The organism is Shewanella hanedai (genome assembly GCF_007197645.1).
Taxonomy (GTDB): Bacteria; Pseudomonadota; Gammaproteobacteria; order Enterobacterales; family Shewanellaceae; genus Shewanella; species Shewanella hanedai.
The window spans coordinates 116,080-140,572 of record NZ_VKGK01000008.1 but is presented as its reverse complement, the minus strand read 5'-3'; the positions used below and the strand labels follow the sequence as shown (position 1 = coordinate 140,572).

General features: G+C 43.7%; 24 protein-coding genes. 13 read left to right on the top strand and 11 right to left on the bottom strand.

The genetic code is table 11. The features are described from left to right. Positions 1-135 precede the first annotated feature (135 nt). From FN961_RS08805 to lgt, 5 genes are all read left to right on the top strand, one after another. Complete coding sequence (locus FN961_RS08805; protein ID WP_143564179.1) at positions 136-1,593, top strand: NAD-dependent succinate-semialdehyde dehydrogenase; 1,458 nt, start codon at positions 136-138, stop codon at positions 1,591-1,593. A 108-nt stretch (positions 1,594-1,701) separates the two neighbouring features. Next, positions 1,702-2,985 (top strand): 4-aminobutyrate--2-oxoglutarate transaminase, encoded by a 1,284-nt coding sequence (gene gabT, locus FN961_RS08800; protein ID WP_143564178.1) that lies wholly within the window; start codon positions 1,702-1,704, stop codon positions 2,983-2,985. Between the two features lie 169 nt (positions 2,986-3,154). Continuing rightward, entirely contained in the window at positions 3,155-3,700 is a 546-nt protein-coding gene (locus FN961_RS08795; RefSeq protein WP_143564177.1) for a GNAT family N-acetyltransferase, read from the top strand. Then, positions 3,697-4,185, top strand: coding sequence for a GNAT family N-acetyltransferase (locus FN961_RS08790; protein WP_143564176.1), 489 nt, complete (start codon positions 3,697-3,699; stop codon positions 4,183-4,185). The genes FN961_RS08795 and FN961_RS08790 overlap by 4 nt, the downstream gene beginning before the upstream one ends. A gap of 176 nt (positions 4,186-4,361) precedes the next feature. Further along, a complete protein-coding gene (gene lgt, locus FN961_RS08785) occupies positions 4,362-5,153 on the top strand; it encodes a prolipoprotein diacylglyceryl transferase (RefSeq protein ID WP_143564175.1) in 792 nt (263 codons plus the stop codon). Between the two features lie 72 nt (positions 5,154-5,225). On the opposite strand, the gene FN961_RS08780 is transcribed toward lgt, so the two are convergent. Further along, positions 5,226-6,206 carry a WD40 repeat domain-containing protein gene (locus tag FN961_RS08780; RefSeq protein WP_143564174.1) on the bottom strand — a complete coding sequence of 327 codons (981 nt, stop codon included), beginning with the start codon at positions 6,204-6,206 and terminating at the stop codon, positions 5,226-5,228. Between the two features lie 227 nt (positions 6,207-6,433). On the opposite strand from FN961_RS08780, the gene FN961_RS08775 reads away from it, so the two are divergent. Continuing rightward, a complete protein-coding gene (locus FN961_RS08775) occupies positions 6,434-6,958 on the top strand; it encodes a hypothetical protein (protein WP_143564173.1) in 525 nt (174 codons plus the stop codon). A gap of 50 nt (positions 6,959-7,008) precedes the next feature. On the opposite strand, the gene rpe is transcribed toward FN961_RS08775, so the two are convergent. The 3 genes from rpe to FN961_RS08760 are packed head-to-tail and all read right to left on the bottom strand — an operon-like array spanning position 7,009 to position 9,011. Beyond that, complete coding sequence (rpe, locus tag FN961_RS08770; protein ID WP_143564172.1) at positions 7,009-7,671, bottom strand: ribulose-phosphate 3-epimerase; 663 nt, start codon at positions 7,669-7,671, stop codon at positions 7,009-7,011. A 9-nt stretch (positions 7,672-7,680) separates the two neighbouring features. Beyond that, positions 7,681-8,817, bottom strand: coding sequence for a porin (locus tag FN961_RS08765; protein WP_143564171.1), 1,137 nt, complete (start codon positions 8,815-8,817; stop codon positions 7,681-7,683). A gap of 14 nt (positions 8,818-8,831) precedes the next feature. After that, positions 8,832-9,011 (bottom strand): alpha/beta fold hydrolase family protein, encoded by a 180-nt coding sequence (locus FN961_RS08760; RefSeq protein WP_143564170.1) that lies wholly within the window; start codon positions 9,009-9,011, stop codon positions 8,832-8,834. A 115-nt stretch (positions 9,012-9,126) separates the two neighbouring features. Here FN961_RS08760 and FN961_RS08755 point away from each other — a divergent pair, with 115 nt between their 5' ends. From FN961_RS08755 to FN961_RS08740, 4 genes are all read left to right on the top strand, one after another. Continuing rightward, positions 9,127-9,687 carry a hypothetical protein gene (locus FN961_RS08755; protein WP_143564169.1) on the top strand — a complete coding sequence of 187 codons (561 nt, stop codon included), beginning with the start codon at positions 9,127-9,129 and terminating at the stop codon, positions 9,685-9,687. Between the two features lie 133 nt (positions 9,688-9,820). Continuing rightward, the gene (locus tag FN961_RS08750; protein WP_143564168.1) at positions 9,821-10,651 is read left to right on the top strand and encodes an isocitrate lyase/PEP mutase family protein; all 831 of its coding nucleotides are present in this window, start codon (positions 9,821-9,823) and stop codon (positions 10,649-10,651) included. A 617-nt stretch (positions 10,652-11,268) separates the two neighbouring features. Further along, positions 11,269-14,109: an alpha/beta hydrolase gene (locus FN961_RS08745; protein ID WP_143564167.1), complete on the top strand. Its 2,841-nt coding sequence runs from the start codon at positions 11,269-11,271 to the stop codon at positions 14,107-14,109. After that, positions 14,081-14,536, top strand: a complete 456-nt coding sequence (locus tag FN961_RS08740; protein WP_143564166.1) for a hypothetical protein — start codon at positions 14,081-14,083, stop codon at positions 14,534-14,536. The genes FN961_RS08745 and FN961_RS08740 overlap by 29 nt, the downstream gene beginning before the upstream one ends. A 161-nt stretch (positions 14,537-14,697) precedes the next feature. On the opposite strand, the gene FN961_RS08735 is transcribed toward FN961_RS08740, so the two are convergent. The 3 genes from FN961_RS08735 to FN961_RS08725 form a co-directional block, all read right to left on the bottom strand. Continuing rightward, positions 14,698-15,867 carry a flavin monoamine oxidase family protein gene (locus FN961_RS08735; protein WP_143564165.1) on the bottom strand — a complete coding sequence of 390 codons (1,170 nt, stop codon included), beginning with the start codon at positions 15,865-15,867 and terminating at the stop codon, positions 14,698-14,700. 183 nt (positions 15,868-16,050) lie between these two features. Beyond that, positions 16,051-16,596, bottom strand: coding sequence for an OsmC family protein (locus FN961_RS08730; protein WP_143564164.1), 546 nt, complete (start codon positions 16,594-16,596; stop codon positions 16,051-16,053). 50 nt (positions 16,597-16,646) lie between these two features. Further along, complete coding sequence (locus FN961_RS08725; RefSeq protein WP_143564163.1) at positions 16,647-17,411, bottom strand: SDR family NAD(P)-dependent oxidoreductase; 765 nt, start codon at positions 17,409-17,411, stop codon at positions 16,647-16,649. A 187-nt stretch (positions 17,412-17,598) separates the two neighbouring features. Here FN961_RS08725 and FN961_RS08720 point away from each other — a divergent pair, with 187 nt between their 5' ends. From FN961_RS08720 to FN961_RS26185, 3 genes are all read left to right on the top strand, one after another. After that, complete coding sequence (locus FN961_RS08720) at positions 17,599-18,144, top strand: TetR/AcrR family transcriptional regulator (protein ID WP_244950667.1); 546 nt, start codon at positions 17,599-17,601, stop codon at positions 18,142-18,144. Positions 18,145-18,471: 327 nt separating this feature from the next. Next, positions 18,472-18,795 carry a zinc ribbon domain-containing protein gene (locus FN961_RS08715; RefSeq protein ID WP_143564162.1) on the top strand — a complete coding sequence of 108 codons (324 nt, stop codon included), beginning with the start codon at positions 18,472-18,474 and terminating at the stop codon, positions 18,793-18,795. A gap of 29 nt (positions 18,796-18,824) precedes the next feature. Further along, complete coding sequence (locus FN961_RS26185) at positions 18,825-18,971, top strand: ATP-binding protein (protein WP_425326425.1); 147 nt, start codon at positions 18,825-18,827, stop codon at positions 18,969-18,971. Positions 18,972-19,148: 177 nt separating this feature from the next. Here the strand turns inward: FN961_RS26185 and FN961_RS08705 are convergent, their stop codons facing one another. The 4 genes from FN961_RS08705 to FN961_RS08690 form a co-directional block, all read right to left on the bottom strand. After that, positions 19,149-19,952, bottom strand: coding sequence for a hypothetical protein (locus FN961_RS08705; RefSeq protein ID WP_143564161.1), 804 nt, complete (start codon positions 19,950-19,952; stop codon positions 19,149-19,151). A 713-nt stretch (positions 19,953-20,665) separates the two neighbouring features. After that, positions 20,666-21,541 carry a hypothetical protein gene (locus FN961_RS08700; RefSeq protein ID WP_143564160.1) on the bottom strand — a complete coding sequence of 292 codons (876 nt, stop codon included), beginning with the start codon at positions 21,539-21,541 and terminating at the stop codon, positions 20,666-20,668. Further along, positions 21,534-22,019 carry an ABA4-like family protein gene (locus FN961_RS08695; protein WP_143564159.1) on the bottom strand — a complete coding sequence of 162 codons (486 nt, stop codon included), beginning with the start codon at positions 22,017-22,019 and terminating at the stop codon, positions 21,534-21,536. The genes FN961_RS08700 and FN961_RS08695 overlap by 8 nt, the downstream gene beginning before the upstream one ends. Before the next feature lie 143 nt (positions 22,020-22,162). Continuing rightward, positions 22,163-23,269: a helix-turn-helix domain-containing protein gene (locus tag FN961_RS08690; protein WP_185972757.1), complete on the bottom strand. Its 1,107-nt coding sequence runs from the start codon at positions 23,267-23,269 to the stop codon at positions 22,163-22,165. Positions 23,270-24,493: the final 1,224 nt, after the last annotated feature.

The window sequence follows — 24,493 nt, the reverse complement described above, 5'->3', positions numbered from 1 at the left end:
ATGTTTTGTATTTAACATGAGATAAATTTACTATTCAATAGCTCTATTCAAAATGCTTTTTAGTCTCAAGTTACTCGCCACGCCAGATCGTCATTTATGTCTTAGGTGTCAGCGAGATACATCGTAGGAGTGAACATGCAAGCAGTTAAAGACAAAGGATTAGTTAAACTCAGTTCCTATATCGACGGTAAGTGGAGTGATTCTGGGGCAAGGTTTGATGTCACCAATCCTGCCAACGGTCAGGTTGTTGCTCAAGTGCGCAATGCTGGTATCGCCGAGACAGAAGCGGCGGTATTAGCGGCAAAACGTGCATTGCCTGCATGGTCAAAAAAATCGGCCAATGAGCGCGCCGCAATCCTACGAACTTGGTTTAATTTAATGATGGCAGCCCAAGATGATCTTGGTTGCATCTTAACCCTTGAGCAAGGTAAGCCATTAGCCGAAGCCAAAGGTGAGATAGGCTACGGTGCGGCATTTATTGAGTGGTTTGCCGAAGAGGGTAAGCGTGTTTATGGCGATACTATCCCTGCGCCATCGGCTGATAAGCGCATTGTCGTTATCAAGCAGCCAGTCGGGGTTGTCGCCTCTATCACCCCTTGGAACTTTCCTAACGCCATGATCGCGCGTAAAGCGGCGGCTGCACTGGCAGCTGGCTGTACGTTTGTTGTGCGCCCATCACCTTCAACGCCTCTTTCTGCATTGGCCATGGCTGAACTTGCCGAACGTGCTGGCGTACCAGCGGGTGTGTTTAATGTTGTGGTTGGTGAAGATTCCGTAGGCATGGGCAAGGTACTGACTGAGCATCCTGATGTCGCCAAATTCACTTTTACCGGCTCTACAGCGGTAGGCAAAATTTTGATGACCCAAACGGCCACCACCGTGAAGAAGATCTCCATGGAATTGGGCGGCAATGCGCCGTTTATAGTGTTCGATGATGCCGATCTCGATGCTGCGGTTCAGGGTGCGCTAATTTCTAAATATCGCAATGCTGGGCAAACCTGTGTTTGTACTAATCGAATCTTAGTGCAAAAAGGCGTAGCTCAAGCATTTACCGATAAGTTCGTCGCAGCGGTAGCCACGCTTAAGATGGGCGATGGTCTCGATGCTGGTATCAATGTCGGTCCGATGATCTCATCTATGGCCGTTGATGGCGTACAAGCATTAGTTGATAAGACGGTGGAGCAGGGCGGCGTTGTCATCAAGGGCGGTAAGCGCAGCACTGGTGGCGGTAGTTTTTATGAACCCACTATCGTAACGAATGTGACCAATGACATGGCGCTGGCGTGCAACGAAGTCTTTGGACCTGTGGCACCTATCATCACTTTCGATACAGAAGCCGAGGCGATTGCGATCGCTAACGATACTGAATATGGACTGGCAGCGTATTTCTACTCCCGTGATATTGGTCGTGTATGGCGCGTAGGCGAAGGGCTTGAATACGGCATGGTTGGCGTGAACGAAGGCATTATCTCCAACCCAGCCGCTCCCTTTGGTGGTGTGAAACAGTCTGGTAATGGCCGCGAAGGTTCTAAGTATGGCCTCGATGATTACATGGAAATTAAATACCTCTGTATGGGTGGTATAGACAAGTAGGCATCGCCTGCTAAAACCTAGAAATAGCTAGAGTGCCCAGATCTAGGGTCGGCTAGTCATCTAGCCTAAAACTAGAGATTGGATGACGTTTAGAATAGGACAAGAATCATGACAAATAGCAGCTTGCAAGAGAGAAAAATAAAGGCCATCGCGCGCGGTCAAGGTAACGTATATTCGGTGTATGTTGAGCGAGCTAAGAATGCAGAGCTTTGGGATGTTGAGGGTAAACGCTATATCGATTTCGGTACAGGTATTGCGGTGTGTAATACCGGTCATAGCCACCCTAAAGTCGTTGCTGCCGTTAAGGCTCAACTGGATAACTTTAGCCACAGCTGCGTGATGGTTAATCCCTATGAGTCAGCGGTGGAGTTAGCAGAAAAGCTGACTGAGATTGCACCGGGGCCGAGTGATAAGAAAGCCATATTTGTTACCACGGGCGCTGAAGCGGTGGAAAACTGCATCAAAATCGCCCGTGCTCATACAGGTCGTCGTGGTGTTATCGCCTTCAATGGTGGTTTTCATGGCCGTACCAATTTGACCATGGCACTCACGGGTAAAGTCAGCCCTTATAAGCACCAGTTTGGCCCTTTTACTGGTGATATCTTCCATGCACCGTATCCGATGAGTTACCACGATGTGTCGGTTAAGGAATCACTTAAAGCGATACATAACCTGTTTAAGGTGGATATTGCTCCCTGTGATGTGGCGGCGATTATTGTCGAGCCAGTGCAAGGTGAAGGCGGTTTTTATGCTGCGCCAACTGAGTTTTTACAAGCATTACGCGGGTTGTGTGATGAGCACGGTATCGTCTTGATTGCTGATGAGATTCAAACAGGTTTTGGTCGTACCGGTAAGATGTTCAGTTTTGATCATGCAGGTGTTGAGCCTGACTTGATCACTATGGCTAAGGGCATCGCGGGCGGATTCCCTATCGCGGCGGTTGTCGGCAAAAGTGAGATCATGGACGCCCCACTCCCCGGTGGATTGGGCGGCACTTATGGTGGTTCTCCCGTTGGCTGTGTTGCAGCCCTTGCGGTACTGGATGTGATTAAAGAGGAGAAGCTAGTTGAACGTGCAGCTCAAATTGGTGCCACGTTCAATGAGCACTTAACAGCGCTGCAGTCTAAGTATCCGCAATTAATCGGTGAGGTGCGTAATCAAGGCGCCATGATCGCCATTGAGCTGGTGGTCGATGGTGACTGCGAACAGCCTAATAATGCGTTGACTCAAGCAATTATCGCTAAGGCCGCAGAGTATGGATTGATATTGTTGGCGTGTGGTTTTTACGGCAACGTTATCCGCTTTTTACCCGCGTTGACCATCAGTGATGAGATCATCAGCGAAGGTTTAGGTAAGTTTGAACAGCTATTTAATGATGCCGCAAAAAGTTAGTTTATTGCTTTATTAACTAAGTGCTAAAAGCCTGACATTGTCAGGCTTTTTTGTCATTGCTAATGAGTGCTGCAATAGGCTCTTTAACTGTAAACTTCTTACACAGGAATAAAGCGGAATATTATCTGCATACTGGCTTCGTTAGAAAGAGCAAATTAACGAGATCAACATGCAGATAATTGAGATTGCGAGCCTTACTCCTTCAAACAAATCCCTTAAACAGAATCTGATCTCACTGCTGCTGACTTGCGTCAAGCATGGGGCATCCATTGGCTTTCTTACGCCATTTTCTGAACTTGAGGCTACACAGTATTGGGATAGCGTGGCCTCTGATATGCAAAGAGGCGGGAGAATACTGCTGATCGCAATCCAAGATGAGCAGATCATCGGGACGGTTCAACTCTCTTTATCTGAGAAGCAAAATGGATCACACCGAGCAGAAATAGAGAAGTTGATGGTGCATCCTGATGCTCGTAAACAGGGCATTGCCAAACAGCTTATGCACCAAGTTGAAGCGGTGGCGAGTAAGCAAAATCGCAGACTGCTCATCTTAGACACACAAACAGGCTCCTTAGCGTATCAGTTGTATCTTAACTTGGGTTACCAGAGGGTGGGAGAGATCCCCTGCTTTGCGCTTAGCACGGAGGGTGAACTCGAGGCCACCTGCATCTTTTATAAATATGTCGCTGGTGAAACACAGGAGTTGAAGCAATGAACATTAGAACCTTTGATACGGCAGACTTTACAGATGTTAGCGCCATCTACCAAGAGGGAATTGATGGCGGCAATGCCACGTTTGCACTGAAAACTAAAACCTGGCCAGAGTGGGATGCAGCCATGTTACCCAGTTGCAGACTAGTGGCTGAAATCGACCATAAGCGCGTTGGTTGGGCAGGCTTGTCAGCAACATCGACTCGTGAGGCTTACGCTGGTGTCGTTGAGGTGAGTATCTATGTCAGTGATAAAGCCAAGGGAAACGGTGTGGGTTATAGCATGCTCTGTGAACTGATCACACAGTCTGAATCCGCGGGTTTTTGGACACTTCAGGCGGCTATTTTTACCGAAAATCAAGCAAGCATTAAGTTGCATCAGAAGTGTGGCTTCAAGATTTTAGGTGTCAGAGAAAGATTGGGGAAAATACATGGGGTATGGCGTGACGTGGTTCTGATGGAACGTCGAAGTGATAAGGTCGGGATCTAATTCGAGGGAGATGAGGTAATTTGTGTGCCTATTAGATCCTTAGTGACTAAAAGATGAATTATTACATAAGAATTAGGTAATCCCTTGCCTATTGATTCACATCAGGGTAAAACTCCGAGTTAACTGAAAAATCAGTTCGATGATTATTGACCCATCAAATTTTTGGAAGGCTTATTTTGGACCACTTTATTTGGAATATCGACCCCATATTATTCTCGTTTATGGGACTGACAGTACATTGGTATGGTGCGCTTTTTGCCACCGCAATCGCATGTGGTTTTCAGGTGATGAAACGCATCTACATCAAAGAGGGTCACGATGTAGAGTCATTAGATAACTTACTTATCTATTGTGTTGTGGGCATCATCGTCGGCGCTCGTCTCGCTCACTGTCTCTTTTACGATCCGGCATACTATTTTAGTCATCCCCTTAAGATATTCGCCATCTGGGAAGGTGGACTTGCGAGTCATGGTGGTGGTTTAGGCGCAATTCTAGCCCTGTTCTATTATCACAAGAAGACCAAGATGCCTTTCCTGTATTTACTGGACAGATTGGCCATTGCAACGGCGATATTCGGCTTCTTTGTGCGCATTGCAAACTTCATGAATTCAGAGATTTTAGGCGTGCCAAGCACTGTGCCTTGGGCGATTGTGTTTGAGCGTATCGACTTGCTGCCGCGTCATCCGGCTCAGCTGTATGAAGCTTTCGCTTATCTTATTACCTTTATTATTCTGTCGGCTGTCTATAAATATACTCAGATGAAGCAGAAAGAGGGGGCGATATTTGGCTTGTTCCTCTGCTTAATATTCAGTGCCAGATTTGCTATCGAGTTTATCAAGGTCACTCAAGCGGCCTATGCAGATGGGTTTGTATTAAATGCGGGTCAGATGTTGAGTATTCCTTTCCTTCTTGTGGGAATTTTCCTGCTTGCACGTCCTTATTTAACTGGGGCGAAAGCGAAGGCCTAAGGTTTAATATCTAGTGCGTTGAGTTGCCGTCTATATTTATGTTCAAAGATATAGTCGGCAGCTTTTTTATACTTAATCCGCCCACTCCTCTAGCGCTGCATCTGAGCTCATGGTCCAAAGCTTGCCTTCACTGTCTAATGCCATCGAAAGTACAGTAGTACCGGGCGTAAAGGCGTTGACATTCCATGTACTTAACTCTTGCCCTGTCTTTACATCCCAACGAGTCAAACCTTGCTTAGATGAGGAGGTAATTAAGGTGTTTCCTCGCTCAGTAAAAATCGCTTGGCGGAAGTAGCGGTAGCGCTCCAGATAATTAAGCGTGCTTAATTCCCTCGAATTGGTGGGATCGACAATGCTGTTGTTATCAACGATATCGGCATAAAAGAGGCGTCTGTTTTTTTCATCATAAGCCAAGCTTGTGATCCTAAACTCACGGCTGAACTCTTTGATGATCTGACCATTACTGGCTGCCCATAACAGGACTTTTCCGTCGTGAGATGAAGAGAGGATTTGCTGTCCGAGTGCGGCAAAACTCACATTGGTCACAGGACCGCTATGAAGGTGGAACATGGAGAGAGTATCGTTACTCAAGTTTGCATTGATTATCGTCCCTTCAGTTAAGCCGATTAACACTGCTGAGCCGGTTTGGTTTAGGGATAAGCTGGCGATGGTGGCGTTTTCTTTAAAGCCCGCGACGCTCCAGTTGGCGTGTAATTTACCTGTGGCAATATTGAACAAAGTGACCTGTTGTTTACCTGCGGTGGCTAAGAGCTGTTTGTTACCTGATAGTGCCAACATATAACTAGGCTCAAACAGATCAGTAGAATCCCAATGATTAATGAGTGCTTTACTCTGGTTGTCCCATACAGAGATCTCCTGACCACGGGTGAGCAGTGCAGAGACGCTGGCATCTTGGGCTAACTGAGCGGCAACAAGGCGCACCTCGGTATAGCGATGTATTGAATCTGGTGCTCGGGTTATCTGCTGTTCACTGCAAGCAGTGATTAAGCTTGCTGTGGAGGCCCAGATGAAGAACATTAATAGTGGCTTCAAATGTGGTTTTATCCTTTGCACTCAGTTGATTGTTATCTTCAGTCTAGCAAAAGTAGCTTTAGTGTAAATGGTTTATATTATCGCCTTAGTCAAAGTGGGCTGTGGCTGGCTTAGTTCAATTTAGCGGCTAAAACTTCTTGAGTGTATGATCCATAACGCGTTGTAATACGTATTAGATTTCCATCAGTATCATTCAATATCAAAAATTGACTCTATAGGTAAATTAAATGCGGGCGATGGTTCTAGGTTTACTGGCTTTATTTATCTGCGGGTGCAGTAGCACCTATCCTAATCAATCGATTACGGGTCAGGTTTTTCCTGCGGTTATCGGTGAGACATTAGAGGGGGAGCAGATGAGCCTTCCTGATGATCTTAATGGCAAAGTTTCACTATTATTAATTGGCTATAAACAAGACTCTCAGTTTGATATTGATCGATGGCTAATTGGTTTGGACATGACTGAAACTCGTTTAGACGTGTATGAAGTGCCAACCATACAAGGGCTTTTTCCGAGAATGTTCAGCACCATGATCAATAATGGCATGCGGGCTGGTATTCCAAAGTCGCTTTGGAAAGGCGTTGTTACTGTCTATAAAGACGGAGAAAAAGTGCAGTCGTATACCGGTAATGAGGACCCTAATAACACTAGAGTCGTGCTATTAGATGAAAATGGCACCGTGCTCTACTTCTATGATGATGGTTTTTCGGTAGAGGCACTTAATCAACTCAGAGCGATTGTTAACGGTGAATGATTCACAGACGCCTATTGATGACTCAACATCAGTAGGCACCAGTCAACTTATTATTTAAGCTGTTCTCGCATCTTGTTAATCGTTTCTCGATAGTCCGCTGATTTAAAAATCGCATTACCAGCAACAAAGGTATCTGCTCCTGCGTCTGCGACGGATTTTATGGTGTCGATGGTGATCCCACCATCCACTTCTAACCTAATGTTACGGCCTGATTGCTTGATTAGCTCTTTGGCTTCTCGCAATTTATGCAATACATTAGGGATAAAAGTTTGCCCACAAAAACCAGGGTTAACCGACATTAACAGTATGTTGTCGACTTTATCGATCACATACTTTAACGCGTCCAGTGATGACGCTGGATTAAAGGCTAATCCGGCTTTGCAGTCACTTTCTTTAATCCTCTGTAATGTGCGATCCAGATGTGTCGTCGCATCCGGATGAACGTTAATAATACTGGCTCCTGCATCAATAAAGTCACCCACAATGCGATCAACGGGTTTAACCATCAAATGAACATCTAATGGCGCGTTAATACCAAAACGTCTCAGTGATGAACAGGCCATCGCCCCCATGGTTAAGTTAGGGACATAATGGTTATCCATTACGTCGATGTGGATCATGTCAGCACCCGCTTCGAGTACATCTTGGGCTTCTTGACCTAAGCGAGCAAAATCGGCACCTAAAATGGATGGCGAAATTAAGTAGTTATTCATGATCTCTTCCTAAAAAGTTTGAAGTTGCACACCAAATCTCAACACATTATTGTCGCCACCCTCTATCTTTTCATTGGCGTAAACCAAACTCAGTTTTGCCGAATGACCTTTGATAATATAATTCAGACCGACTTCATTACGCTGATTGTAGGAATCAGCCACCACCGATGGAAAGGTATCATCATGATTAAATCGTTGATGGCGGGCTAAGATTTGATAACGATTGGCCGAAGGTGAGGATGCTGGAAATAAGTAGCTGGTAGACACCAAATATGCGTCTCCTTGCAGAGCACTCAATTCGCTATAATCATAGTCATAAAAAGCTGCTTCTAAGGTAACAACGCCTTCGTTCCCCAGTACTTTTTCGATTAGCAAATCGACAGAGGTTGTCGTCACGCTGTCAGTTTTATTATCTGCAGAGACAGCATTATCTTGAGTGTGATAATTAAAGCCTAATGCAAATATATTGGCATCACCATAATGGGCATTGGCGCTATAATATCCAGGTTCTGGATCCCAAAAGTTGTACTCTAACCGCGTGGTCAATAATGGAGAGCTGGAATGAGGACTTGCGCCTTTAACACCTTCAAAAATGCCGCCATAATATTTAAATTTACCACCTTCAGTGTACCCCCACACTACGACACCTTCATCGCGTCCAGCGATAATGGGAGCGATACCGTTAATTGCGGCGATGACTGGATAGTCCCATGTATTTGAAAAGTATGGACCAGCCTGATTCGAGCGATCCATTGGGCGAATAAATCGACCTGCTTTCACGTTCAATTGCTCGCTAAACTGGTAATTGACCGAGGCATCTAGCAGCTGAACATCACTGTTATTGTCAGCATCACCATAATTACTGTAATCAGTGGTAAATTCAAAAGTCACATTCTTAAATAACTGTCCTGATAAATAAAAGCGTGCACTTTCCAGATCAAAATTGAGGTCATTATCTGTCGCGTTTGGTGCTTTATTTTCAATATAGGCAACAGATGTTTTGAGACCTAAGTTGATATCAATAAAAGCATCATCGTTTAGCGCTAATCTGCCACCTGCATTTGCGTGAGTCGTTGCCGCTAATTGCATAGTGGCAAGCAATGAAATCGTTAAAAGTGAACTTGTAGAAGTATGTATTTTTAACATAGTAATGTTACTCCTTAATGTATGTCAGAGGCTGTGGGTAGAAACTGATTGATCAGTTCTGCGACTTGCTCTTTAGCGGATTCGAGATGTAAATGATGACCACCTTTAAGTGTTTTTATTTGTGCGTTGATAAAGTGGGACAATTGCTCTTCACCTTGCTTTTCACCAAACAGTCCCTGATCGCCAAGTATCACTAATACATCGACTTTTATTGCCGCAATAAAAGATAAAGCGGATGCACTTGGTATTGATGTTAATCCTAAGAATTGGCGCTTTGAGGGATGGGATAGAAGATATCATGATCTTAAATTGGACTCTGATGGCCCCGCACCTCACAAGATCACCTCGCGTTTAGCAGATTGTGGCTGGAATAATGAGAGCAGAAAAGCGCTCATCTGCTCCTTACAATCCTCGTTACTCGCGCCTTTACTCTGCAAAGGCGATAACCAATATGGTATTCATACTTACATCACCATAGGGGCTATCTCAGGAGAGTTTTATAAAAATTATAAAGAGGAAGCAGGGGCTATTGGCAGTGCGTTCCCCTATAAAGATCGGCTCTTTACTCTGCAATATCAGGCTTGGTGGGATGAGTTCTTAGATGTTGATGGCCAGATGACCTTACCGCCTGCCGATGCTGTGGTTTATGGGGTAGAAAATCGGAAATATATAAATCGCACTGAAGATTGGATTGAGCGATGCCGTAACTATGATATTCCGCAGACAGGTGGTGCTTTTATCAGTTTTAAGGATGCCTCTGTGACCACCGCTGATTACTTTAGTGACAGTTATGATGATTTGAAAGAGGTAAAAGAGAATTATAGCCAAGATGACAATCTTTTATTAAGGAGCAGAAAAACAATTATTTAAGCAAGCTAGTGCCAAAATAACTTTTCAACATTGAGTTCCGTTTAGCGCGAGGTTGAATGGAACTCGATTGCTACAGTGAGGAATACCAATCGCATGTTTAGAGCATGAGTATTCAATTCACTATGGAGCAATTATGTTTGAATCCCGTTTACAGGCCTTCACAGAGTTACACACCAAGATCGCAACGCCCAACATCGCCACCCAAGTTTCAGCGCCGCTAATCCTTGTTAATATTTGGGACGCTGCGAGTGCAGCACTTGTACAACACTCTGGTGCTAAAGCGCTGGCTACCAGCAGCGCATCACTGGCTTGGTCATTGGGCTATCCCGATGGTCAAGTGCTACCAAGGCGCGCACTTCTTGATGCGGTGAGCCGTATTATGAGTGTCAGTCAGCTTCCTGTGAGTGTGGATATTGAATCAGGTTATAGCGATAACCCGGCAGAGGTGGTCACTCTGGTCACCGAGCTGGTAAATCTTGGTGTTGTTGGGATCAACTTGGAAGATGGCGACCAAGACCCTGAACTCCTAGTTGCAAAAATTGCAGCAATACGTGCTACAGCAAGTTGTCGTGATCTGTTCATTAATGCCCGCACAGATGTGTTTCTTCGTGAATTAGCCGTCGGACAAGACGCGGTAGAGATGACCAAGCTACGATTACAAAGCTATCAAACTGCTGGAGCCAATAGCGGTTTTATTCCTGGACTTGCCTGCGAGAAAATCGTCACGGAGCTTGCGAATGAAATCGACATGCCGCTGAATTTGATGGTGGATAATAGCCTCAGAACCGTGGATAAACTAGCACAGTGCGGAATCGTCCGATTCAGTGTCGGCCCCGCTAGTTTTTTAAATGCTTACTCTGCACTGTTGAATCCCCAAAACTCTGAAAATACGGCGAGTTCAGAGTTGGATTTACTGGACTACAAGAGAGTGAATGAGCTTTTTACAACCCACTCTCTAGCATAAGATAATATTGGTTTCGGCATCTTTATTCGTGCTATTACTGGCAATAGCAGGCTGCAGCAATAAAGAGTATAAAAAAGAGAGGGAAGAGAACATAAATTAATTTTCCCTATTTAGATTGCTACTTACTATACATATTAGATTGAATGAATAGATAAAGTTATTTATTATTAAAATGTCGGTTATTGCCCATGATGGTTAAGGCTGAGCTTAATGACTAATATAATATCTATATCGATGATGAAAACATTATGTAATTGATGTAATGCCAGTATATGAAATAATGGTGGGGGTATTGCTCACTGTTTTTTCTACAAAAACTTAAGTTGAATGGGTGTTGTTATATTTAAGTTATGTCGACATTTCTACCAATGTAAATTATTTTACTCTCCCGATATCGTCCCTCAAATTAACTGTCATGATGCATTAAACTTTGCATAATAGACGTCAACGTAGGCCGATTATATTTAACCTACTTAAATTGCAGTCTTATGCTCTTGAATACAGGTTTAACTAAAATCAATCCACCAAAATTAATCAAGGAGGTCTATTTCATCATATAACCTGAAGGATGTTAGGTATGGGACAACCTGATGATAAATGACATAAGGAGTTTCATTATGATTAGTAATAATAAGTGGGGTATGGTTTACCTACTATTAATCTATCTGGTTAGCTTTAACTGCTTAGCTCGGGATAGTTTTGGGGCTATTGATGAACAAGGCAAACCACTCGAATATTTGGAAACAGGTTCCTCTTTAAGGCTTAGTGCCACAAATTTAAAACCCAACCGTATTTATGAAGTTAGGATGGGCGTTGATAAAAGTCCCGCAAGATCACTCGAACATACCACTAAATTTTCCAGAGTTAGCACTGACAGTGAGGGTAGACTGCCGGGGTTTATTCTTTGGTACCACACAGGAGTGGTTGGCTGCTCTATCCGCTCTGATAAGGAGCTTAAACAAGCTTATACTTTTAAAACCTTTGAAGAGGCTGACGAAGCGTTAGCTGGCCACGAATTGTTATTAACTTTACATGAAGTTGAACAAGATGAATCTGGTAGAACGCCTCCGATGAAGTTAAGTGTTAGCCAGCCAATACAGCAACTGGCATTGCCCATAAAGCGCTCTCATCGACCCATCGTATACTCCTCTGATCGCCGTAGTTGCCTTTACAATAGTATGGAAAACCAAAGTCAGAATATGTATGTCACTGGACGAAACTTCGAGCCTGGTGAAACGTTAAAAGTTTCATTGGTGCCAAATCAACGTCGTTGGAATGCAGGTGACAATGTCAATGATATCACCGGTGAATTTAGTGCATCTCGTGCTGAGTGGGTGACCGTTGATAGTCATGGCCGTTTTAATGTCCCTGTTTGGGATCGCGAGCTTCAGCGTCGTGGTGCTTACGATATTGTCGCGCAACGTACAGACAGGCAATTGGGGTATGAGCGACTAGATGCTACAGATGTCCTCTCATACGGGCAAGATACAGCGGTTGTATTGTTCCTCCTCTATTATCCCCCCGGTGGACCACTAATGGATCTTGCGGGTCGGCAATTAAACTCAGGCTTCCCCTACTTCGAATATGCTGATTCATTTGCAGACCAGAATGATGATGTCTGGGGCGCCGTTGACCCTACATATGTCGCTGTTGGACACCCTGGGGGCAACTATGCTGCATATTATGTGGTAAATCATCGTGATGCCATTGGCTGGGATCCAGGCATGGGAGGTTCCACGAATCTAATCGATGTCTCTGGCGGCATTGAAATCATGACCGTAAAATCTGGCTGTATTAATGGCACTGATACCATTATTTGGCATGCGCCATTAAATATCGGTGAGTATGACGTCGTAGTGGATTTTGGCTCAACAGTTGCCATGACACCAACGGACTTTGTCACCGATTTTGATTACGATAACAGTATTGATTTTCTTGATGGAGCCACTCAAATAGGCTTTATTGTTGCAGATGATCCATACGATCTTGGTAGTCAAGCAATCGGTGAGTTTGAGTACAGTTTGGATGACTACTTTAGCTCAATGGGTAGCGCATCTGATGTGGATCTGCGTGCTATTGTCAGGTATCCAGCAACCAGTGCAGGATATGGCACTCCCGTTGCTGCCGGTCAACATCCAGTATTTCTGATCCAACATGGAAATCATAAAGTCTGTGAGATCGCAGTATCGCCACCTCACCACATAAATTGCCCGGTTGCATCTCGAACCCCAAATCATGAAGGCTATATGCGATTGCTCGATATCCTTGCCAGTCGAGGTATTATTGCTATTTCCATCGATGCCTTTGATTTAAGCGGTTGGGTTCCACAGTGGATACCAGAGCGTGGTGAGCTGATACTTAAACACATTGAGTTATGGTCACATATGGATGATGGAGCAACTTATCCTAGCTATCCTGATCCCAGTGGCGGATTGTTTATCAATCATCTTGATATGAGCAAAATAGCTGTTAGTGGTCATTCACGTGGCGGAGAGGGCTCTGTTGCAGCATTTGTGCAGAATACCAGCTTTAATATTGTTGCGGTCTCATCTATTGCCCCAACCGACAGATATGACATGAGTAATCCACTCTATACCTTGGGGGATATTCCCTATTTTGTCATGTTGCCAGCAGCTGACGGTGATGTCTCAGATCTAAGGGGGCTGCGTATCTACGACAGAGCAGGCAGTATCGTAAGTGATAACACCATTAAAAGTGGCTTCTATCTTTATGGCGCAAACCACAACTTTTTCAATACGGTCTGGGCTGATGACGGAGATGACGCTTCAGCTGCTCGTCCGGATTACATTAATGCCCCGCAACAGCAAAAAATTGGTGAAGCTTACCTTGCAGCATTTAACCTAATCCACCTAAAAGGTGAATCTGTTTATCAGGATATGTTACGGGGAAATTTAACCTTCCCATCAACCGCTGGGGTGAAGAATTATCCAATACACCATGAAAAAATTCACCAAAAAGTTGAAAATGGTAGCGACAATGTCAGCAGTGTTACGGGGGTGGCAAAAACGTCCTTGAGTGGTCCATCAATTCATACGACGCAAGCATTACGAGCCAGCTGGTCTTCATCAACTGCGACGATGGAATACAACATTCCCGCAGCACAGCAAGACGTGTCCGGCTTTGAGGTGTTGTCGTTTAGGGTCGGAATGACTAATTCAGGCGTTAATCCGGTCAGTGGAACTCAAGACTTTAGAGTTGAGTTGATTAGTGGGGCAAATACTAAATCGACACATGCAGCTAATTTCGATCAGATCCCTGTGCCCTACGATCGTCCCGGTACCAATTACAATGTGATGACGACGGTGCGTATTCCGCTCCATTCATTCATCATCAATAACTCCAATGTCGATCTAACCAATATCGACACTTTACGATTCAAGTTTACCAATCCAGCACAAGGAGAGATTTATGTGGATGATATTGAATTTTCGCGCTAATACACTATTGGCCTTATTGCTGCTTATTACATCGATGAACTCACTGATGGCTGCGGACTATAACTCTGATGCAAAAGTTATGTCTGGAAAGCATCCCATCACCATCAAACAAGCTTACCTAGTGACTCTAGATAAGGTTGCCTTAGTGCAGGTGATGGGTAAGGCTAACTTACCCTTTGAAGGTAAAGCCTATGTGATTAAGGTGGAGACAGAGAAAGCAGTGGATCTGACGCTATCGAGCTCGCCAATGATCTTAGTTAACGGCCAAGCTTGCATGACTCGTTTTGTGCCTTATCAGGCATCAACTTTTTATGCTTTTGTACCCGCAAGTAAAGTAAAAAAAGGCAACAATGCTATCGATATGGTTTGGCCCGACGAACCAAAAAGTATGGCAGCAGACTCGACAGTGACCATTAACATCGAGTGAGAGCATTTTCAGTGAGATAGCGCTCTACAGGGTAAGTTTTTTGAGGGTGCTATTCATGAAAAGATGAGAGTCATCTATTAGACCAATAAAAAAGATCGCCTTCGGCGATCTTTTTTGGTTTAAATTGAGATAAAACGTGACTGGCGGTTAACTTCATCATCCTAACCCTGCAATCTTTGCCAACGGGCGATTGCAGTTTCTGCAGCCTCTAAAGCGCCTTCCAGATATCCACCATTACGTGTAGCCGCTTCGCTTCCTGCAAAGAGTAAATGTGGGTGTTCTGCTCCGCCATTGGCAGGTACTAATCCATACACTGAATGGGTTAGATTGGCTCCATCGTCATAGGTGGCGGTAAATGGCTCGCGAGTCCAATCGAGCAACTCTACAGACAATGGCTCTGCAGCCAGTGGACCAAAAATACGCGTCAACTGTCTTATCGACATAGCTTTTAAGGTATCCTCACCTGCGGTTTTACGGCCTGGGGCATTTACCCCCATAAAACCAAATAGTGCTCCGTGTCCTAATTGCCCCTCTTTCAAATTCGTAGAGGCATCGTGGGTCTCTGCAATTGGGCCTAGATAACTCATGGCTGAGCCAGAGTGACCTTGAGCACGCCAAAATGGTGTCGGATAAATGGCGATAATTTTGGCATGAGCCGCCATCCAAGTGGGTAAACTTTGCATCTTTTTCTGCATTGTTGATGGTAGTGCTGGTTCAAATTGAATTGACTGTATCAATAATCTAAGTGGCATTGCTGTGATTACATAATCAACTTCAATGTTAATTTGTTGGCCATCTTGTGTCGCCTTTAACAGATAACCATTGCTATCGGTTTTAGTGATAGCCGTGACTTGTGTATTCAATATAACGGAATCAGGGGGAAGCGCTTCAAGCAACCCATTAACAATGGACATCATTCCACCTTCTAACCGATGGGATGACGATTGATTCATATATGCAGCAGGGTAAACTCTGGGCCCTTTATCCCTTGATTCGTCAATCAAATAGTTGCCATCGCTATACTGTTCGAATGCAACTAATCCCAACTCTTTAACTAGCCCTTTGAATAATGGATTCATCTCTGGCCAGAACCAGGCTGGACCCATATCAAAGTATCCAGAGTCTTCGTGGTTGTTAGCCTCTCCGAGCTGAGGCCTTATGCTGTGAATTCGACCGCCGATACGCTCTCTTGCTTCAAGAACTGTGGCTTTTATACCGTGTTTTTTGAGTAAGTAGGCGCTGTATAATCCACTGAGACCTGCACCAATAATGACGACTGATCGTTTCGGTGTCGTTTGATGACTGAGTGAATGATGAGTTTGATTGTTCATTAGAAGTTTTCTCCAGATGGGCGGATGTCTAATTCATGACTCCATGCTGAGCGTTTCTGATTGGCCAGCATGAGATAAGTTTCTGCTATGTCATTGGGCAAAATGGCTCTGCCAAAGTTATTAATATGGTGGCTGGCACTCAGTACCAGTCACCCTGCTTAGCTAAACATAAAAGACGTACCGTTAAACCGCTGTCGCCGACACTTTAACTGCATCACTAATGGTGCGGTAATTGGGTGAGAACTGTTGTACACCAGCAATGACTTCGTCATATATAGCTTGATTTGAGTCGCCTTTGACTTCAAAGTGAAATTGAACTTCGGCAAAGCCCACTGGTGCATCGGGATCGACATTTAAAAAACCGCGTAAATTGAGTGCACCTTTAATGGTCAAGCTCACTTCGTCTAGCTTGATACCACGGGCACTGGCGCCAGCGACAAATCCCACCATCATGCAGCCAGCCATACCACCTAGCAGATAGTCTTGCGGAGTAGGGTAAGCATTATTGCCAAGAAGTTCTTCAGGCTCACCGACTTGAAAGCGAAAATCTTTGATGATCTCTTTACTGCCCACTTTCTGATTTAAAGTGCGAATTTCACTATGAACGCCGCCTTTCCATTGCGCAACAATGCCGTATTCAGAGATCGCTTCGACTGGATTGTCTGTGATCACCTGCGTGTAAGCTGCCAGATCATCGAGTTTGATTCCGTTTAGAGGTAGGTTATTCATATTAATATCCTTTATTCAGTTTCTTTATTCAGTTTAAAGATCCAGCGTGCTTAGTTGCGGCCAGCCATGACGCCACCATCAACATTCATCACAGTGCCTGTGATCCAGCTGGCTTTATCTGACAGTAAAAACTCAATCGCATCAGCAATATCTGTCGTGGTACCAATGCGACCGATTGGGTGAAAATCGTTGAAACCTTGCAGTGTTTCTTTAATCTCATCTTCAGCAATGAACGATTTGTAGATGGTCGACAAAACCACTGACGGGGCGACGGCATTAACGCGCACACCGTAATCCGCCAACTCCATGGCTAGGTTTCTGGTCAATGCGTGTAATCCGGCTTTTTGCATTGAATACGCAGATGAAGGGGTGGCTTTAACCGCTTGGCTGCCCCACATAGAGCCGATGTTGACGATAGAACCGCCTTCATGTTGCTGCATGTTTTTAGCCACGGCTTGAGTAATAAAGAAGAAAGACTTATTAATATCTAACTGTAAATCGTAATCTTTTTCAGAATGCTCTAGAAATGTCACAGGCTTGAAGAAACCCGCAGCGTTGACCAAGTAGTTAATGTGGCGAGGCTCTTTTTCTATACGGGCAATAAACTCCGCAACTGCGTCAGCATTGTACAAATCCACCTCGGCGGTATCGACCTTGCCACCTGTTTTCTCTTCTAATTCAGCTTTAGCTGCCGCCAAACCGACAGGGTCATGGGCCAATATCATTACAGGATGACCTTGGCGTAACAAACGCTCTGCAGTCTCTTTACCCATTCCACTTGAACCGCCTACGATTAACGCTACTGTGTTTTCCATTAGATATTCCTCAAAATTGTTGTCTTGTTTATATGATTATCAACTCGGTTACAATTTACCTATCAGTAGGTAGGTTGATGTTGTGTACATTAGAGATCCCTGTTTTATTTGTCAACACCTATCTTCAGGTAGGTAGAAAAAAATGTTATACTCACTCATCAAGAAGCAGGGGATAACGAGAGTAGGTATGACCATTTCAACCGTTGATAAAATTATTGAGATAGCGGAATTACAAGTACGGGCAGGGGGGTATAACTCCTTTAGTTTTAGAGAGATATCTAAGGAAATAGGCATTAAAAGTGCCAGCATTCACTATCATTTCCCAACCAAAGCCGATCTTGGTGTGGCGATTGCTAACCGCTATACCGCAAGGTTTGAGGAGCATTTGGCAAACATCATAGCGAGCACTGGAGAACCACTAGAGCGGCTTGAGCCTTATATCGCACTCTTTAGTCATGCACTGAAAGTGGATAAAAAAATGTGCTTATGTGGTGTATTAGCAAGTGAAAGCGACGTGCTACCTGAAGCGTTACAGCTGGAAGCTAAACGTTTTTTTGACGTGAATATTGCCTGGTTACAAAGCGCTTTGTTTCCGCAAAGCCCTCAAGCAAAAGCACAAGCTTGCTTCATTTTAGCCAGCCTAGAAGGCGCGTTATTAATGGGGAAGGTGATGAAGAGCAATACGCCGTTTGAGCATGTCATTGAGCAATTACGCAGTCAAAGCTGGAAGTAAAAAACAGGTTGGCGATTTAATAAGTACTTAAAATATAACATGAATCATTAAATTGTTTGATAGACACCATGTGTTCATCACGTTATATTCATGTTCAACAAGGATGAAGCTCACTGCTTTCAAGGCGCTGGCGAACACTCGCATCGGGATGATGTATCAAGCTGACGTATCAAGTCATGTGACAAATAGTAACAGTCTGATATTAATCACTAAATACTTTATTCCTAAGCGTATACTTCCTTGTTGTTCAATTTAACAGACCTAGAGTCTAGTAGGCGTTCAGTTTGTACTAGCTTGTTGAAGGTAATATTTTTTTAAGGGATTAAAATGATGTATTTACCACTTTTGTTTGTGCTGTTTTGGATCGTGTTTTCGCTTGCTGTAGCGACTATCGCTAGGGCTAAAAATCGTTCAGGTTTTATCTGGTTTTTCATCTCATTTTTATGTAGCCCATTGATCGCTATTATCTGTGTCAACTGCTTACCCACTATCAAAAAAGATGGGGCCACACAGACATCGCACTCTTCAATACCTCAAGTAATGACGGCTCTGCTACGAGACTGCCCTGAATGTGCTGAAGTGATCAAGTCAGCCGCTAAAAAGTGCAAGCATTGCGGCTCAAAAGTCACGGCGCTAGAAGCCGTGTCTTGAGTATCTGTTGATTAATAATGGCTAGTTAGATTTATTACAGAAAGAAGGTATTTAGAAAGCAGTTCATAGTGATCAGCCAACTGCCAGTAAAAGAGTGGTACATCAGGATTGGTAACGTCACTATTGCTGGTGCGTTATTAGATCGGTTAATCCACAACGGGCATCGAATAAACTAGGTGGTGAATCGATGAGAAAACAGGCGCAATCCGATCACTTAGGGCCGAAATCGGGGGGGAACATACCGTTAATATAGAAAACACGAAGGTAATCAACATAGTCTGAACATGATTTTGGTGCTGATACCACCGAAAATGAGCATAAACATAAAATAGGAGCGATTAAAAGTTTCATATTTACTCACCCCCAATGTTTGCAATATATTTGCAGGGGTCATTAGGTATTTTGGGCTCATACTCGTCGCCAAGCACCTCATATAACAACTTCTGAGCCATTAAAAATGCCTCAAAGCGCTCAGGTGTATTTACATATTTATGCTGATACCCATTGAAACCAACTCCGTTTCTAATGTTCTGGCGGTTGCAAACACGTAAAGAAACAAGCTGATCAGTCAGCAATGCCAGCTCTTGAAGAGAGGTTTCATCAATATCTATCGGTGCAATATCAAATAGCTTTCTATAAAGTTGTGCAGCCTGCAAGCCTAGATGACGCAATACTGGATCAGTGTGCTCCATTACCACAAAAATTTCATAATCATCCCTAATACCGTTGTAATTAGAATCAACGCCATCAACCGTTAAATTCACAGTCTCGTAATCGATATTTGGCAGTTCATATCCAATTGCAGGATGGGAAAACTCTTCCCATTGGTAGCCACCTCTATTTGTTTCCGGTTTAGAGAATCCAAACTTTTTGACGAAATAGAGTTTGTCTTGATAACTCACCGTTTTACCGAGAAAGTAAAACTGACCGTAACGCCACTCATCTATATTGGTCAGAGAAACTTGGCTCCACCTCCATGAATTTAAAGCGAGTTCATGGTTAACGCTTGGGAATTTAGATACCCATAAGTGGTTGTGGTGTGAAACGATATCACCTCTACGGTACGACTGAGAGCTATCAAATTTGGGGTATTCAATATAATCGAGCGCGAAAGCTAAACTAGGAAATATGAGGAGTAAGATCAATATTCTAATCATTGCAAATTCCTTTTCCACAAATGATATAAGTCTACATTTATTAGTTTCTTTGGTGTTGTCAAACAGTTACTAGTCTTTGAGGCATATCCGAAGATTAGCTTACACTGCACATTATGCGAGATATGAATGAAGAACTGAGGAGGCCAGCCAGCTGCTTACCCACTATCAAAAAAGATGGGTCCACACAGACATCGCACTCTTCAATACCTCAAGTAATGAGGGCTCTGTTACGAGACTGCCCTGAATGTGCTGAAGTGATCAAATCAGCCTACCTCAACTCGCCGACTATATGTTTTCATTGGTGAATAGTTAGCTACATCTAACGGCTGATGGACATTCAAAAAAGACAAGTGTTGTATCTTTTTTGAGTTGTTAATATTTTATATTGGTGAATAAAATATTGCAGAATAACTCACTATTAGAGCCTTAAGCTCAGCGGTGCTCACTCGGTCAGCTATATTAGTAACTCATTAAGTACTTAAAATATAAGATGAATCATTAGATCGTTTGATAGACATGCAGCAAAGGTTACGTTATGTTTATGGCCACAAGGATGGACCGAAGTACCTTCGTGGTAACCGGCGGACACTTGCATCAGGGACGATGTATCAATTTGTAATTACTTGATATTTATCACTACGAACTTCCTCCTGCAGGTGTACGCCCCCCATCCCCCTCTGTTGTTTACTTCGCTAAAGTAAAACTAAGATAACTCACGAAAATAGTGGTCTTCCTGAGAGTGCGATAAAGAAAGTCGCCGCACAGATTGAAATTAAGATAAAGCTGGAAATTAAAACGACCCTTTTAGGTGGTAATTGGTAGCGGTCGCAGAACCATCCGATTAATGGAAGTATCTGCATCAGATGAGTCGCGATAAAGTGAGGAATGCGTAAATCACCCGCTGTACGTGACCAACCCAATAATGGTACACCGTTGGCATCATTAACCGTTTCCCCAATTAAATGTGATGTACCCATAGACATATAACCAGCCAGCAAAAAGGTCAGAATAGAACCTGCAACTAATCCAATCACAGAGCCAAGAAATAATCCTTGAGCCGACCTCTTACTTTTATCTTGTCTCCAAATCATCAATCCAAGAATTAACGAGACAAGTACTAGCAAAACTGCTGCCACACCCATTAGACCATACATGGAGGATTCGAAAGCCGTCTCCAAATTGAAATGTGATTGTCTTCCGCGACCAGCTTGAATCGAAATGTAAATCTGTTCAAGTAACATCGACGCTACAGCTGCATAGCCAAATAGTGTGAGCAAAATACCTGTTCGACGTTTGCGCTCAAGTTGCTGCGCAAGTAGTGCCAGTGTAAAGAAATGGATGGCCAAAGACAGACTGAATTTTATCGGCTTAGCCCAAATAGGATCACCGTTTAACAGACGCGGATCAAAATAATAGGCAGGAATTAAAATGATTAAAACGGACAACAGAAAAAGACCGCTCATCCACCAGAGTCGAGTCATATGATCTTGATCCATTGCAAACGGAAGTGCCGGGCATTGATTCGATGGGCACCTAAATAGTCGTGAAATGAAGTCAGCCAGTTTAACGCTAGTCATAGACTTAAACATGTGTGATCTCCTTTCGATTCTCAACTATTTTTGTCGATGGAGAAAGTGTCATCCGCATACATAAGAACAACACTAAGCCAATAGGACCAAACATGAAGGTCGTGACCAAAATCGGCCCTTGCAGTAATCTTGAAATACACAAATCGTCAGCATTTCGAGCAATCCAAGCCCCAATGAACAGATCAAAAGCCAGGTAGTGCACCCAGCCAGCCAGTAACATCTGGTCATTGTCGAATAAAGTGCGAACCCCCGTTAACGATCCGTAATCTCCTTCGTTGGTAAAATAGGTCGTTAACGCTAAACCAGCGTAAAGTAAGCCTAGTGAGAACGGAATAACATATTGAGGAATAAAGAATAACGGTTTAATTCTTCGGGGCAAAAAAATCAACATCAGCCAACCCAATGTGGCGAGTTGGCTTGCATAGCCGAACCATTGATCTGGTGAGATGCCGGAAGCATGGAGTTCATTTAATTGCATTAACAGTACCTACCTAGTGATATGAAAGCTCAAGTGTTGAAGTCGGCTTATTAAAACAATGAATAGGGTATCAAGCGTCCAGCTCGTTCGACTTGGACGTGCAATTCGACAGGTTCGGACTCACGCACGTTTAATTAAAGGGATTAACGTGTTGATTTTAATCCATCTCGGAATTGGGTAGGGGTTTGATCGGTTAACTGTTTAAAAACGGCGTTGAAAGTACTCTTTGAAGAAAAACCAGATAGCAGTGCAAGTTCTAATATTTTTATTGAAGGATCTTCTTTTAATCGAGTGCACACAAAATTGACTCGATACTCATTCACAAATCGATAGAAGTTTTTGCCGTCTTGCTGATTTAAAACTTCAGATAAGTGGTGAGTGCTCACCCCAACGGCTTCAGCTAACCGAGCCAAGGTCAGTTGGTTATCCATAAAAAGGCTTGAGTCTTGCATTTTTTGCCTAACGAGTGATAACAAACTATTACGGGTACTTTCATCCAAGGCGCCATCACTTTTAGCCGTTGAAGGAGAGGTGGGGATTTCATCCGTCTCTACTGTATTGTCCTGATTATTGAGCTTGGGGTTAGGCTTATCTTCAATCTGGTCAATTTTGAACAATCTTGGATTACGCCACTGTGCCATGGCGATGCTATAAATAAGCACAATAATCAGAATATCGCCCATGGTGGACAGGGTAAAATTGAAACCAACAATACTGCTAGCGCCTTTCAAACTCCATATCACCGCATCGAGAATCAGTAATTTCCAAAGCCATTGGAATATGTCTGGGTTAAAATTCGACAAAGTTTTACGCGCTTTAATTTGATATTTTCGAATTAAAACCGCGCTAAAACCAATGTATATAAACGCCTGTAAGAAAAGAATGAACTCGCTTATTACTAACGTGATCGGTTCGGGGGGATGAGTTAAAAACATGTTCAATTTGTCTTCGGGTGAAGCAAACAGAATCTCATAATTGAGCAAGTAGCAGATTAATAATGGTGAGAAATGCCAAAGATCTTTTAACTGAAGCGGCCGTTCAATAATTGCATGACGGCAATACAAATATAAGAAAGCACCGTAGCTTGCAGGTAAAAACATTGACCAACCGATCAAACAAGAGAAGATATTAACCTCTCCGTCCATGAAGATGAAGTAACCTAAAAAGCTCAGCGAAAGGAATAGGCACCATAGCCCCAATATTCGACTGGCATTGGTTACCTGTGAGCCCATAACTAATAAAGCCGCCATAAGTAAACCTTGAAATGAACCGATGACGAATAGATATTGCTGAAATATGGGCATTGTTGATTTTGACCTAATAGCCTTGCTTGAATGAGATAGTCATCTTTTTACCGGATGTTTTGCAATCAACAGCTTAATACTCCCAGTAACAAAAAGACAACAAAAAGAGAGCGCAGCCATATTTCTTACTTATCTTGAAGTTTGAGGGAAGGGGAAAAGAGCGTCCTCACCACAATAAAGGGCGGGCTTCGCCCTGCTAGGACGGCACTTTGTGCCTACGAGGTCGTTCGTAAGCTCACTACGAGATCGCTGCGCTGCGATAAGTTCAAGAGATGACAACTTAAGATGCCATATAACTTTGGCAGTTGCTTCTCTCCGTGTTCTTCGTGTCCTCGGTGGTGAATCGCTTTTATCTCGTAGTTTGAGTGGAGGGGAAAAGAGCGTTCTCACCACGGAGCGCTGCGCTACACGGAGTTCACGGAGAAAAGCTGGAGGTTGAAGCTCAGAAGGGCGGGCTTCGCCCTGCTAGGACGGCACTTTGTGCCTACGAGGTCGTTCGCAAGCTCACTGCGAGTTGAAAAGAAATGTCTACAGGACGCGTTGCTCACGGAATAGCCTGCGGCTACAGTAACGCTTTGCTTACAGTAAAAAGCCAAGTTGAGCATTTGCCGTCATCCCGGGCTTGTTCCGGGATCCATTCTTTACTCGTAAAAAGAGATTCTTACCACGGAGCGGAGCGCTACACGGAGTTCACGGAGAAAAGCTGGAGGTAAATCAAAGAATAGGCTATCCGGTGTTTCTTTAGGGGATCTGCTGTAACCTGCGACCACATTTGAACAATAAGATATGGCTTGGTATTACTTAATTAAAGCCCCTTTCTCTTGTTTGAAGCCCTGAGGTAGGTTGCCTTAGGTATCGCTTAATGAATTTAAAGTGATACAAAATGATACGGTTAGGTGTTCGACACCGTCTATACAGAACGGTATATTATTTACCGTAATTAATTAGCGTTAGCGATGTTATTGACGTTAAAGAAGTACAACAAGGATGAACCCCAATACCTTCATGGTAACGGAGGGCACTTGCATCAGGGACGATGTTTCAGTTTACATATCAGGATTTAATTCTTTGATATTTATCTAATTCTCTCTCCATCCAAGTATGCCGACTCGTTGTGCAATATAAATGCCGTTCTAAAAAATGAACGCTCACTGTGCTAGCTATAACCTG